The sequence below is a fragment of the Saccharothrix sp. DSM 118769 genome (genome assembly GCF_052936295.1).
In genome coordinates, this window is the sequence record NZ_CP193627.1 from 7477757 (window position 1) to 7490252 (window position 12496).

Below are 12496 nucleotides of genomic sequence, written 5' to 3' on the forward strand. Positions count from 1 at the left end.
ACGATGCCAGGCGCGCTCAGCCGTCGACAGCGGCGAACATCTCGCGCATGCGGGCCAGGGCGCGGTGCTGGGCGACCCGCACGGCGCCGGGCGTGGAGCCCACGGCCGCCGCGGTCTCCTCGGCGGACAGCCCCACCGCGACCCGCAGCACGAGGATCTCCCGCTGCCGGTCGGGCAGCTTCCGGAGCAGCTGCGTGATGTGGCCGATCATCTCGCCGTTCATGGCCCGCTGCTCGGGCCCGTCCTCCGTGGTGGGGGTGTCGGGCAGCTCGGGCACGACCTCGGAGCGGCTGCGGACCGCCCGTCTTCGGGCGTCGGCGACCTTGTGCGCGGCGATGCCGTAGACGAACGCCAGGAACGAGCCGGGCTCGTACTTGTACTTGCCGAGGGCGGACACGACGGCCAGGCAGACCTCCTGGGCGATGTCCTCGGCGGAGACGAGGGTGCGCTCGCGGGAGCCGACGCGCGCCCGGCAGTAGCGCAGCACGAGCGGCTGGACGCGGGCCAGGAGCTGCCCGACCGCGCGCGGGTCGCCCGAGAGGGCCTCGTCCACCAGTTCGGACAGCTCGGCCTCGGCGAGCCACTGGGCCGTGACCCGGTCGGACCCACCGCCGGCCACCAGCCTCACCCCGGGACGGCCGGGCGCGCGGGCGCCGATTCCGACCTCGACGTCAGCTCGCACGGATGCGTGCTGCACCATCCGGCGACCTCCTCCACGCTCGCATGCCCTCCGGCCCACCCCGGCTCACTGATGAGGAGCACGAACGGGCACTCCTGATACGAAATCCGCCAAAGCTGACCACGATCGTGGTCCGCATGGCGGGAACAGCACCCGTCCGAGGGGGGATATGAGCCGTTCGGCCCAATGGTGGTCGCCGTTCCCTCACCTGCCGCACCCCCTCGCCACCGGGTGGCCCACCGGGGGACCCGCTTCGGAGCAGCGCCGTGCCGCGCCCGGCGGGCCGCCCGCGCCGGGACGTCGCCTCCGGGGCCGTCGGTCCCGCGCGGGAGGATGGTCGCCACGACCCGCCGACCGGTTGACCGAGGGGACTGCGAGCACAGTGATCGAACAGCTGGGTGTGGAGACCGACGAGGGCGTGTTCGACGCGATCGCCGCGGGCCCGGGGGACGGCCGCCCGGTGCTGTTCCTGCACGGCTTCCCGGAGGCGGCCGTCGAGTGGGAGCACCAGGTGGCGGTGCTGGGCCGCGAGGGGTTCCGGGCGGTGGCGTTCGACCAGCGCGGCTACTCGCCGGGCGTGCGACCGGCGCGGGCCGCCGACTACGGCGTCGAGGCGCTGGTCGGCGACGTGCTGGCGGTGGCCGACGCGCTCGGCTGGTCGTCGTTCGACCTGGTGGGGCACGACTGGGGCGGCGCGGTGGCGTGGTGGGTGGCGGAGGGCCACCCGGAGCGGCTGCGGAAGCTGGCCGTGGTGTCGACGCCGCACCCCGGGGCGTTCGCCGAGGCGCTGCGCACCGACGAGGACCAGCACCTGCGGTCGGGCTACATGACCGACTGGCGCAACTCGAACACCGAGAAGCGGATGCTCGCGGACGGCGCGGCGGCGCTGCGGCAGGTCTTCGAGTGGCGGGTGCCGCCGAGCCGGGTCGACGAGTACGTGCGGCGGCTGTCCGAGCCGGGCGCGCTGACCGCGGCCCTCAACTGGTACCGCGCCGGGCGGCCCGGCGGGCGGGCGGGGAAGGTGTCGGTGCCCACGATGTACGTGTGGAGCACGGAGGACGTGGCGTTCGGCTCGACGGCGGCCCTGGCGACCGGCGACTGGGTGACGGGGCCGTACCGGTTCGAGATGCTGGAGGACGTGTCGCACTGGGTGCCGGAGCAGGTCCCGGAGGTCCTGGCGGCACTCCTGTTGGAGCATCTCTCCCCCTGATTTGAACCACTGGCGGTGTGCCGGCCGTGTTCCTTGGTATGACGGAGTTGACCTACTCGGAGCGCAGGGTCGCGACCCTCGCCGCGTGTGGCCACAGCAACCGGGCGATCGCGATGCGGTTGCACATCACCGTGAGCACGGTGGAGCAGCACCTGACCAGGGTCTACCGCAAGCTGGCCGTGGCCAGCCGCACCGAGCTCAAGGGGCACCAGGCCTTAGTGTGACCCCGTGCGGGTCGCGGGGTTGGTGCTGGCCGCGGGCGCCGGGCGCAGGTTCGGCGGGCCCAAGGCGCTGGTGACGTCGGGCGGCGTGACGTGGGTCGACCGGACCTGCGCGGTGCTCGACGGGGCCGGGTGCGACCCCGTGGTCGTGGTGCTCGGCGCGTCCGCCCCCGAGGTGCGGGAGCGGGCGTCGTTGGCGCGCCGCGCGGTCGTGCACAACCCGGACTGGGCCACCGGCATGGGCTCGTCGCTGCGGGCGGGCCTGGCCGCGCTCGCCGGGGCGGGCGCGGTGGGCGGTGTCCCCGGGGTGGGCGCGCTCGCCGCGGTGGACGCGGTCGTCGTGCTGCCGGTGGACACGCCCGGCGTCACCGCGGCGGCCGTCGCGCGCCTCGTGGCGCTCGCGTCGCGCTCGGCGCTGGCGCGCGCCTCCTACGGCGGCGCGCCCGGCCACCCCGTGCTGCTCGGGGCCGACCACTGGGCGGGCGCGGCGGCGTCGGCGACGGGCGACGAGGGCGCCCGCGGCTACCTGCGCGCGCACCGCGCCCTCGACGTGCCGTGCGGCGACGTCGCGGACGGCGCGGACGTGGACCGCCCCGAGGACCTGCCGGTCACTCCTCCGGGCGCACCACCGGCAGCGGACCCGAGGTGACGCGGGGCCCCGGCAGGTCCGGCGGCAGGTCCGGCGGGAGGTCCGGGGGCGGGCCCGCGGTGGCGGGCGCGGTGTCCGGCGTCCACCGGTCGGGCCGGTCGGGTCCCCCGGCACCGGCCAGCAGCGCCTGCGCCTCGGCGGTGGCGGCCCGCACGATGGCCCGGGCCTTCCGCTCGGCCTCGGCGAGGCGGCGCTGCGTCTCCTGCTCGGTCTGGTCGAGCAGCACCACCTGCCGCCGGGCCACCTCCTCGGCGCGCTGGAGCATCTGCTCGCTGCGCTCCCGCGCGTCGGTCTCGAACGCGTCGGCCTTCTGCCGCGCCACGTGCATCAGGTAGCGGATGCACCCGGACACCGCGTTGTCCTTGGCGTACCCGGCGTGCAGCACCCGGTACTCGCCCAGCTCGCTGCGGGCGTCCTCCAGCTCGCGGGTCAGGTCGTCGACGGTGGCGCAGGCGGCGTCCCGGTCGAGCCGCAGCACCTCCAGCTCCCGGCGCAGCCGCTCCAGCTCGGCGTCCACCTCGGCCGGGTCGTAGCCGCGCCACCGGGTGCGGAAGGACGTGCCCGCGGGGAACTCGTCGATGTGCATGGCGTGCTGCCCTTCCGCCGAGACCGCGGGTCAACCCCTGGCCAGTGCCAGGAGGTCGTCCGGCGTGCCGTTGAACAGGTTCTGGTCGATCGGGGTGGACGTGTGCTGCCAGATGGAGTGCGCCATCCACGGGTGGGGCAGCGGGCCGACGCTGTCCGCGTACCTGGCCACCCACACGGGGCTGAGGCTGAAGTCGGCGGAGCGGCCGGTGCACCGGTCCCACCACAGCGTGGAGGTGTAGATCATCGGCGCGCGCCCGGTGCGCGCCCGGTAGGTCTCGGTGAACTGCTTGATCCAGGTGACCATGGCGTCCGGCGCGAGGCCGTAGCACGTGTCGTCGCCGTAGGGGTTGTACTCGACGTCGAGGGCGCCGGGCAGGGTCGTGCCGTCCGCCGCCCAGCCGCCGCCGTTGTCGACGAAGTAGTTCGCCTGGGCGACGCCGTCGGACCGGTCGGGCAGCGCGAAGTGGTAGGCGCCGCGCAGCATCCCGACCCGGTGCGACCCGTGGAACTGCTGGTCGTAGTACGGGTTGCGGTACCCGGTGCCCTCGGTGGCCTTGACGTAGGCGAACCGCTTGCCCTGGGCCCACCAGTGGTCCCAGTCCACGTCGCCCTGGTGGCTGCTGACGTCCATGCCGGCCACGGTCGGGCCGGTGGTCGTCAACGCCGTCACGCCGGCCACCACGCCCTCGTGCAGCGCGATCTGCGAACCGGCGGCGTGGTCCTGCGCGGCCTCCGCTCTCGCGGGGGCCCGCTGCTCCACCGGGGTGCGGTCGGCTGCGGCCTGCTCCCCCACGAGGCCGACCGCCGTGAGGCAGGCCAGCACGATCGCGGTCACCCACCTGTTGCTGTGCATCGGACGTTCCTCCTCGGGACGCGGACTTCTCCCCCGCGGCGCGTCGACTCGGCGTGCCGTGGTGCTCGGTCCCGGCTACCACCGGCCGGTTGTGCTGCAACGCGAAAACCGTTTTGCCACCCGTCCGAATGACAACTTCAGTATTTCTGGTGCACGGGTGGTGACCAGTCGCGATGGTCAATTCCACGTGACGGTGAACATTGGTGTTCCTCTCCCCGTTTGTGGGCACTCATCGGATGCACAACGCACGAGAGGTGAGTGCCATGAGCCGAGTCGACTGGGAGCCGTTCATCGAGTCGCTGCACGAGGCGGCCGGCGTGTGGGACCGGGCGCTGGCGTGCCGGGCCGACCTCGGCGTCGCGCTGGGCGACGACGACCCGCCGCGCGTCGTGCCGATCACCGAGGAGCAGGCGGAGCGCCTGATGAGGGCGGTGGCGTTCCTGGCGCGGCGGCTCAGCGCGGCCACCGAGAGCGTCGTCTACGCGACGGCGGAGCGGCGGTTGGCGAGCGGCGACCGCGACCCGGGCGCGGAGGCGGACGCGCTGTCGCTGACCGCGCTGCACTCGGCCGCGATGCGCCACGCGGCCGACCTGGCGAGCGCCGCCTCCGAGCGGACCGGGGTCCGGTGCGACGCGCCCGCGCCGGTACCCCCGGAAGTGCCCGCCGGCGTTTCCACCGGTTTCTCCGCGGACGTCCCGGCGCGTGTCACGGCGGACGTCCCGGCGGACGTCCCCGCGGCCGTCCCCCTCACCCCCCGGTCCGACGCGGCGTAATGTTCTCCACCAACGGGTGATGATCCCCCTTCGGGACCTGTCGCTGATTGCGGTGAACCCGTTCCGAGCCGGTTTTCGCCCCCCGGACCCGGGCCGATCCCCCGGCCATGCGCACCGCGGACAGCATCGCCAAGCTCGTCGGTCTCTGCTTCGTGGCGGGCCTGCTGGTCGCCGGCGTGGCGCTGCCGGTCGTGGGCGGCGCGGGCCTCGCGTCCAACCGCGTCAGCGACCGGGTCGCCGCCACCTCGGTCCGGCTGCTCGACGAGCCGCCGCCGCTGATGACGACGGTGACCGACAAGGACGGCGTGCCGTTCGCCTACATCTACGACCAGTACCGGGTGCTGACCCCGTCCGACCGGGTGGCGCAGGTGATGAAGGACGCCCTCGTCTCGGCCGAGGACCGCCGGTTCTACGAGCACGCCGGCGTCGACTGGCTGGCCACCGTCCGGGCCGCGATGCGCAACCAGTCGGAGGGCGAGGTCACCCAGGGCGCGTCCTCGATCACCCAGCAGTACGTGAAGAACTACCTGGTGCACGTGCTGGAGCGGCAGGACAAGGGCGGCCAGGCCGAGGCGCAGGAGCAGACGATCACGCGCAAGCTGCGCGAGGCGCGGATCGCGATGCACGTGGAAGCGGAGCTGACCAAGGACGAGATCCTCACCCGCTACCTGGACGTGGTGCCGTTCGGCGGCACCATCTACGGCATCGCGGCGGCGTCGCAGGCGTACTTCGAGACGACGCCCGACAAGCTGACCGTGCCGCAGGCCGCGATGCTCGCGGGCATGGTCAACAGCCCGACGTTCCTCGACCCGGAGGCCCGCCCGGACAAGGCGCTGGAACGGCGCAACACGATCATCGACCTGATGGTGGACAACGCGAAGCTGTCCCGCGAGCAGGCCGAGGTCGCCAAGCGCGCGCCGCTGGGCCTGGCGAACCCGGTGCGCCCGCTGCCCACCGGCTGCGTCGGCTCGGGCCCGGAGGTCGGGTTCTTCTGCTCGTACGTGGTGAACTACCTGACCACCAACGGCTTCGACCTGGAGGAGCTGAAGGTCGGCGGCTACACCGTGCGCACGACGCTGGACCGGTCGTTGACGCAGCAGGCGAAGCAGGCCGCCGAGGCGCAGGTGCCGAAGACGACGCCGGGCATCGCGAACACCGCGGCGGTCGTGCGGCCCGGCCGGGACCGGCACGAGGTCGTGGCGCTGGTCGCGAACCGCGACTACGGGCTGAAGAAGGAGGAGTTCCAGACCCAGTTCGACCTGCCGAGCGCGGTCGAGAACAAGTTCGGCGCCGGGTCGGTCTACAAGGTGTTCACGGCGGCGGCGGCGCTCGACAAGGGCATGGGCATCGAGACGGTGATCGACACGCCGAACAGCCACGTGTCGCGGGTGTTCCGGGGCGGCGCGGCGTCCTGCCCGTCGACCGGCGAGCAGGCCACGTTCTGGTACTGCCTGTCCAACCACGACAGCTCCTACCCGCCGCGGATGACGCTGAAGCAGGCGCTGGCGACGTCCCCGAACACCGGGTTCGTGATCCTGGAGGAGAAGGTCGGCCTGGGCGCGGTGATCGACATGGCCAGGCGGTTGGGGATGCGCGAGACGCTGTCCACCAACATCGCGGGCGTGGCACCGGACCAGGGCGCGGAGCGGCAGGACCTGCGCGTCTCGCAGGCGGAGTTCTACGAGTCGGCGGGCAACGCCTCGTTCACGCTGGGCCCGGCGCCGACGAACACCCTGGAGCTGGCGAACGTCGCCGCGACCATCGTCTCGGGCGGCCGGTGGTGCCGGCCGACGCCGATCGTGGAGGTGACCGACCGCTACGGCAAGAAGGTCCCGGTCGACGAGCCGCCCTGCGAGCAGGCCGTGCCCGAGGGGTTGGCCAACGCCCTGGCCGTGGGCCTGTCCGAGGACGACCAGGACCGGGGCACGGCCGCCGCGGCGGCGAAGCTCTACAACTGGACCAGGCCGGCGCTGGGCAAGACCGGCACCACCGAGGAGTACAAGTCGGCGGCGTTCATCGGCGCGACCCCGGACTACGCGGGCGCCGTGCAGGTCTTCAACGACGGCGTCACGCCGCGCGGCATCTGCGTCAACGGCGGCCCGCCCCGGCTGTGCGAGGAGGGCGACATCTACGGCGGCACGCTGCCCGCGCGCACCTGGTTCGACTTCATGACCAAGGCGCACGAGGGCCTGCCGGAGAAGCCGCTGCCCCAGGTCGAACCGCGCTACCTGCGCCCCTAGTCCCGGTCGCGCGACCGCCCGGCCCCGGTGTCCGCCGAACACCGGGGCCGTCGGCGTGCCCCGGGCCCCTGGCGTGTGGTGGGACGATCGGGTAGGACTGGCGACCGACGAAGTTGGTGTAGACCACTGGAGGCGACGCATGGCGACCGAGACCGTGACCGGGTCCGACTACGGGGACGTCGTGCGCACCCACCTGACCAGGGTGGAGAAGCAGAACGCGGCGGCCCTGGACGACGTGGCCGAGCTGGTGCTGGCCACCGTGCGCGCGGACGGCATGGTGCTGGCGGCGGGCGCGGGCCACTCGCTGGCCGCGGTCGCCGAGACGTTCTACCGGGCCGGCGGGCTGGCGTGCGTGCGCCCCGTCTACCACCCGGAGCTGCTGCCGATGCACGGCGCGGTGAGCAGCACGTCCGCCGAGCGCCGCTCGGGCCTCGCCGCCGAGGTGCTGCGCGAGACGCCCCCGGCCGCGCACGACGTGCTGTTCGTGTTCTCCACCTCCGGCGTGAACCCCTACCCCGTGGAGCTGGCCGGGCTCGCCGCCGACGCCGGGTGCCCGGTGGTCGCGGTGACGTCGGTCGCGGCGAGCGCGCTGGCGCCCCGCCGGGCGGGCACGACGCTGGCCGAGAACGCGACCGTGGTGCTGGACAACATGGTGCCGCCCGGCGACGCGACCTACCCGGCGGCGGACCCGGTGACCGCGGCGGTCTCGACGCTGGCCACCACGTTCCTGTGGAACCTGCTCATGGTGCGGCTGTTCGACAAGGCCGCCGAAGCGGGCGTGCCCCTGCCGCTGTGGCGCAGCGCCAACGTCGAGGGCGGCGACCAGGCCAACGCCGACCTGCTGCGCAAGTACCAGACCCGGGTGCCGCAGCTGGGCTGAGCCCGCGCGGAACGTTCACGATTCCTCCACGCGAACCGGTTAACCTCCGGCTCGACAGGGGGGTTCGACATGAACACGAGGACGAAGCGCTGGGTGTTGGCGGGCGGGGGCACGGCGGCCGTCGCGGTGGTCGTGGTGGGCGCGCTGCTGCTGACGTCGGGCGGCGAACCGGCGGCCGGACCGGCACCGGGGGCGACGGGAACGACGGCGCAGGCCAGGGTGGGCCCCGGTGAGGTGGCGCAGCGGTTCGCGAACGCCGTGGCCTCCGGGCAGGCGGCGGGGGCGGCGGCGCTCACCGACGCGCCCGACGCCGCGAGCGCGGCCATCGCGAGGACCGGGCAGGGCATGGCGGGCAGCGAGCTGCGCGTGCGGCTCGGCCCGGCACCCGCCGTGCCCGCCGGCGGGACGAGCACCGCGGTCGACGCGGACCTGACGTGGACGCTGCCCGGCGGCGCGCCGTTCACCTACCGCACGCGCGTGGAGCTGCGGCTGGCCGACGACCGGTGGCGGATCGCGTGGTCACCGGCCCTGCTGCACCCGCGGTTGGCCGAGGGGCAGGGGCTCGCGTACACGGCGCTGCCCGGCGACGGCGCGCTGCTCGACCGCAACGGCGCACCGGTGCCCGAGGGCTTCGCGCCCGTCGTCATGCGGTCGGTCCGCCAGGCCGTCGGCCCGCTCACCGGCACACCCGGCGCGCAGGTCGCCGCGGTCGACGCCGCGGGCGCGCCGGTCGCCGTGCTGCACCGGCAGGAACCGCAGGTCGCGAAATCGGTGACGGTGACGCTGGACCCAGCCGTGCAGGGCGCCGCGCAGGCCGCCGTGGACGGCGTCGGGCAGGCGGCCGTGCTGGTGGCCATGCAGCCGTCGACCGGCGAGCTGCTGGCCGTGGCGCAGAACGCGGTCGCCGACGGGCAGGGACCCATCGCGCTCCAGAACTTCTTCGAGCCCGGGTCGACGTTCAAGGTCGTGACCGCCACCGCCGCGCTGACCGCCGGCACCGCGAACGCCGACACACCGCTGGACTGCCCCGGCGCGGCCACCATCGGCACCCGGCGCATCACCAACGAGGACTCGTTCGAACTGGGCACCGTACCGATGCGCCGCGCGTTCGCCGCGTCCTGCAACACCAGCTTCGGCAAGCTCGCGGCCGACCTGCCCGCCGACGCGCTGCCCACCGCCGCCGGCTACTTCGGGCTGGCGTCGGACTTCACCGTCGCGGGCGTCACCACGAACACCGGCAAGGTCCCCGCCGCCGCGTCGACCGCCGCCCGCGTGGAGGCCGGCATCGGCCAGGGCGAGGTGCTGACCACGCCGTTCGGCATGGCGCTGGCCGCGGCGACCGTCGCCCAGGGCCGCACGCCGCTGCCCGGCCTCATCCGCGAGGTCCCCACCGAGGGGCAGCGACCGCCCGCCCTGCCCGGCGGGGTGGTGACCGCGCTGCGGGCGATGATGTCCGAGGTCGTCACCGGCGGCACCGCGCGGGAACTGGCCCGCTTCGGCGGGGTGCGCGGCAAGACCGGCACCGCCCAGTTCGGCGACGGCTCGCGGTCGCACGGCTGGTTCATGGGCTACCGGGGCGACCTGGCGTTCTCCGTGCTGGTGGTGGACGGCGGCTCGTCGAAGGTGGCGGTCGGCGCGACGGCGACGTTCCTCGGCGGGCTCTGACCCTCCCGCCCGCCCTCGTCGAACTGGGTCCGGTACAGCTCGGCGTAGCGGCCGTCGGCGGCCAGCAGCTCGGCGTGCGTGCCGCGTTCGACGACCCGACCGGCCTCGACGACGAGGATCTGGTCGGCGGCACGGATCGTGGACAGGCGGTGCGCGATCACCAGGGCGGTCCGGCCGCGCAGCGCCTCGGCGAGCGCGGCCTGCACCTCCGCCTCGGAGCGCGAGTCGAGGTGCGCGGTCGCCTCGTCCAGGATGACCACGCGCGGGCGGGCCAGCAGGAGGCGGGCGATCGTCAGGCGCTGGCGCTCGCCGCCGGACAACCGGTAGCCGCGTTCGCCGACGACCGTGTCGAGGCCGTCCGGCAACGAGGCGACGAGCGCGTCCAGGTGGGCCCGGCGCAGCGCGTCGCGCAGCTCGTCGTCCGTCGCGTCGGGACGCGGGTAGAGGAGGTTGGCGCGGATCGTGTCGTGGAAGAGGTGCCCGTCCTGCGTGACGACGCCGACCGCGGCCCGGACGCTGTCGGCCCTCAGCTCGCGAACGTCCACACCGGACAGGCGGACCGCGCCGGAGTCGACGTCGTAGAGGCGCGGGACGAGCGAGGCGATCGTGGACTTCCCGGCGCCCGACGAGCCGACGAGCGCGACGAGCTGTCCGGGCTCGACGGTGAAACCGATGCCGCGCAACACCTCCTCGCCGCCCCGGGAGTCCAGTGTGGCCACTGATTCGAGCGAGGCGAGCGAGACCTTGTCGGCCGCCGGGTAGGCGAAGCGCACGTCGTCGAACTCGACCCCCACCGGCCCGGGCGGCAGGTCGCGCGCCGCCGGGTCGTCCTTGATCATCGGTTCGAGGTCGAGGACCTCGAAGACGCGCTCGAACGACACCAGCGCCGTCATGATGTCGACGCGGGCGTTGGCCAGCGCGGTCAGCGGGGTGTAGAGGCGGGTCAGCAGCAGGGCGAGCGACACGACCGTGCCCGCCGCCAGGTGGCCGGTGAGGGCGAGGTAGCCGCCGAGGCCGTAGACGAGGGCCTGGGCGAGGGCCGAGACCAGGGTCAGGCCGGTGAGGAACCACCGGGTGGCCATCGCGGTGCGCACGCCGATGTCGCGCACGCGGGCCGCGCGGTCGCCGAACTCGCGCGCCTCGGCGTCCGGGCGGCCGAACAGCTTGACCAGCGTCGCGCCCGGCGCGGAGAAGCGCTCGGTCATCTGCGTCGTCATGCCCGCGTTCAGCGTGGCGGCCTCGCGCTGGAGGTCGGCCATCCGGGTGCCCATCCGGCGGGCGGGGAGCACGAAGACCGGCAGGAGGAGCAGGGCGAGGGCCGTGACCTGCCACGACAGGGTGAACATCACGACGAGCGACAGGCCGAGCTGGATGACGTTGGTGACGACGCCGGACAGCGTCGACGTGAACGCCCGCTGCGCGCCGATCACGTCGTTGTTCAGCCGGGACACCAGCGCCCCGGTGCGGGTGCGGGTGAAGAACGCCACCGGCATCCGCTGCACGTGCTCGAACACGGCGCGGCGCAGGTCGAAGATCAACCCCTCCCCGATCCGCACCGACTGCCACCGCTCGACCAGCCCGAGCCCCGCGTCGACCACCGCGACCCCCGCGATCACCACGGCGAGCCACACGACCACCGACACGTCCCAACCGCCGACGACGGCGTCCACCACGCGCCCCGCCAACACCGGCGTGCTGACCGCGAGCACCGCCGACACGACCGTGAGCAGCAGGAACACCACCAACCGCCCCCGGTGGGGCCGCGCGAACCCCCACACCCGCCGCACCGTGCCCCGCCGCACCCCGCGAGGTGCCCCCGACGCCCGCATGGCGCTGCGCATCAATCCCCAGGAACCGTCCACGCCAGACACAAACGCCCCGCGCCCCCCACCCCTTCCCCAACGCCGGAGCCGGCCACCGGAGTCGGCCACCGGAGTCCCACCCCTCCCCCGTCCCCGGAGCCCGCAGCCCTCGGGCTGTGCCACCTGACCAGCCCCGACCACGCGATCCCCCGCCTGGCCAGCCGTTCCGCGCACGATCCCCGGCGGGTTCGCGCGATCGGTCCACGCAGGCAAGCGGGCGGTGGGCGGCGGACGTGCGCCACTGGGCCACGTGCGCCGCGCGAGCGATGCGCGGCTACCCGTCGCATGCGCGGCTACCCGTCGCATGCGCGACTACCCGTCGCGATGGGCGGCTGGAGCGGCTGGAGCGCGCGGGGGCAGCGGGCTCAGGTCGGCGGGCCGGGCTCGATGAGGCGCATGCCGGTGCGGGGCAGGCGGCGGTCCGGGGCAGATGCGGCGTCCGGGGCGGGCGGCCGGGCAGCGGTCCGGGGCAGGTGCGGCGTCCGGGGCGGGCGGCCGGGCAGCGGTCCGGGGCAGGTGCGGCGTCCGGGGCGGGCGGCCGGGCAGCGGTCCGGGGCAGGTGCGGCGTCCGGGGCGGATGCGGCATCCGGAGCAGGCGGCCGGGTGGCGGTCCGGGGCGGGCGCGGCGGTCCGGATCTGGTGGCCGGGTGGCGGTCCGGGTCCGGGGTGGGCGGCGGTCCGGGGCGGGCCGGGTGGCTTGGGCGGTGGCGGATAGCGGCAGGCGGCGGTGGGGCAGGTGGCGGTGGGGCGGGTGTGGGGTGATCGAGGAGGTGGGTGGGGATGGGGCGGGCCTGGGTCGTTTCGGCGTCGATATCTCTCAACCGATGGGCGAAAGCCCGTTTACGTACATGTTCGGCCCGATGATCACCCGATCGT

The 12496-nt window shown here is 74.4% G+C and carries 11 protein-coding genes; 7 read left to right on the top strand and 4 right to left on the bottom strand.

Going from position 1 to position 12496, the window contains the following annotated elements; translation table 11 throughout:
- Positions 1-16: 16 nt before the first annotated feature.
- Positions 17-700, bottom strand: coding sequence for an RNA polymerase sigma factor ShbA (gene shbA / locus ACRAKJ_RS31195; protein WP_438924683.1), 684 nt, complete (start codon positions 698-700; stop codon positions 17-19).
- 361 nt (positions 701-1061) lie between these two features.
- Here shbA and ACRAKJ_RS31200 point away from each other — a divergent pair, with 361 nt between their 5' ends.
- Genes ACRAKJ_RS31200 through ACRAKJ_RS31210 form a run of 3 tightly spaced genes read left to right on the top strand, consistent with a single transcriptional unit; the run spans position 1062 to position 2759 of the window.
- Positions 1062-1889, top strand: coding sequence for an alpha/beta fold hydrolase (locus ACRAKJ_RS31200; RefSeq protein ID WP_438924684.1), 828 nt, complete (start codon positions 1062-1064; stop codon positions 1887-1889).
- Between the two features lie 38 nt (positions 1890-1927).
- Entirely contained in the window at positions 1928-2113 is a 186-nt protein-coding gene (locus tag ACRAKJ_RS31205) for a helix-turn-helix domain-containing protein (protein ID WP_077005256.1), read from the top strand.
- Positions 2114-2117: 4 nt separating this feature from the next.
- Entirely contained in the window at positions 2118-2759 is a 642-nt protein-coding gene (locus tag ACRAKJ_RS31210) for an NTP transferase domain-containing protein (protein ID WP_438924685.1), read from the top strand.
- Here ACRAKJ_RS31210 and ACRAKJ_RS31215 read toward each other — a convergent pair.
- Both ACRAKJ_RS31215 and ACRAKJ_RS31220 read right to left on the bottom strand, forming a co-directional pair.
- Positions 2719-3345 (bottom strand): DivIVA domain-containing protein, encoded by a 627-nt coding sequence (locus ACRAKJ_RS31215; RefSeq protein WP_438924686.1) that lies wholly within the window; start codon positions 3343-3345, stop codon positions 2719-2721. The genes ACRAKJ_RS31210 and ACRAKJ_RS31215 overlap by 41 nt on opposite strands.
- 30 nt (positions 3346-3375) lie before the next feature.
- Positions 3376-4200 (bottom strand): lysozyme, encoded by an 825-nt coding sequence (locus ACRAKJ_RS31220; protein ID WP_438924687.1) that lies wholly within the window; start codon positions 4198-4200, stop codon positions 3376-3378.
- Positions 4201-4463: 263 nt separating this feature from the next.
- Here ACRAKJ_RS31220 and ACRAKJ_RS31225 point away from each other — a divergent pair, with 263 nt between their 5' ends.
- From ACRAKJ_RS31225 to ACRAKJ_RS31240, 4 genes are all read left to right on the top strand, one after another.
- Positions 4464-4973, top strand: a complete 510-nt coding sequence (locus tag ACRAKJ_RS31225) for a hypothetical protein (RefSeq protein ID WP_438924688.1) — start codon at positions 4464-4466, stop codon at positions 4971-4973.
- A gap of 107 nt (positions 4974-5080) precedes the next feature.
- Positions 5081-7213 (top strand): transglycosylase domain-containing protein, encoded by a 2133-nt coding sequence (locus ACRAKJ_RS31230; protein WP_438924689.1) that lies wholly within the window; start codon positions 5081-5083, stop codon positions 7211-7213.
- 139 nt (positions 7214-7352) lie between these two features.
- Complete coding sequence (locus ACRAKJ_RS31235) at positions 7353-8093, top strand: SIS domain-containing protein (protein ID WP_438924690.1); 741 nt, start codon at positions 7353-7355, stop codon at positions 8091-8093.
- A gap of 69 nt (positions 8094-8162) precedes the next feature.
- A complete protein-coding gene (locus ACRAKJ_RS31240) occupies positions 8163-9758 on the top strand; it encodes a penicillin-binding transpeptidase domain-containing protein (RefSeq protein ID WP_438924691.1) in 1596 nt (531 codons plus the stop codon).
- Here the strand turns inward: ACRAKJ_RS31240 and ACRAKJ_RS31245 are convergent.
- Positions 9662-11620, bottom strand: a complete 1959-nt coding sequence (locus ACRAKJ_RS31245) for an ABC transporter transmembrane domain-containing protein (RefSeq protein WP_438924692.1) — start codon at positions 11618-11620, stop codon at positions 9662-9664. The genes ACRAKJ_RS31240 and ACRAKJ_RS31245 overlap by 97 nt on opposite strands.
- Positions 11621-12496 lie beyond the last annotated feature (876 nt).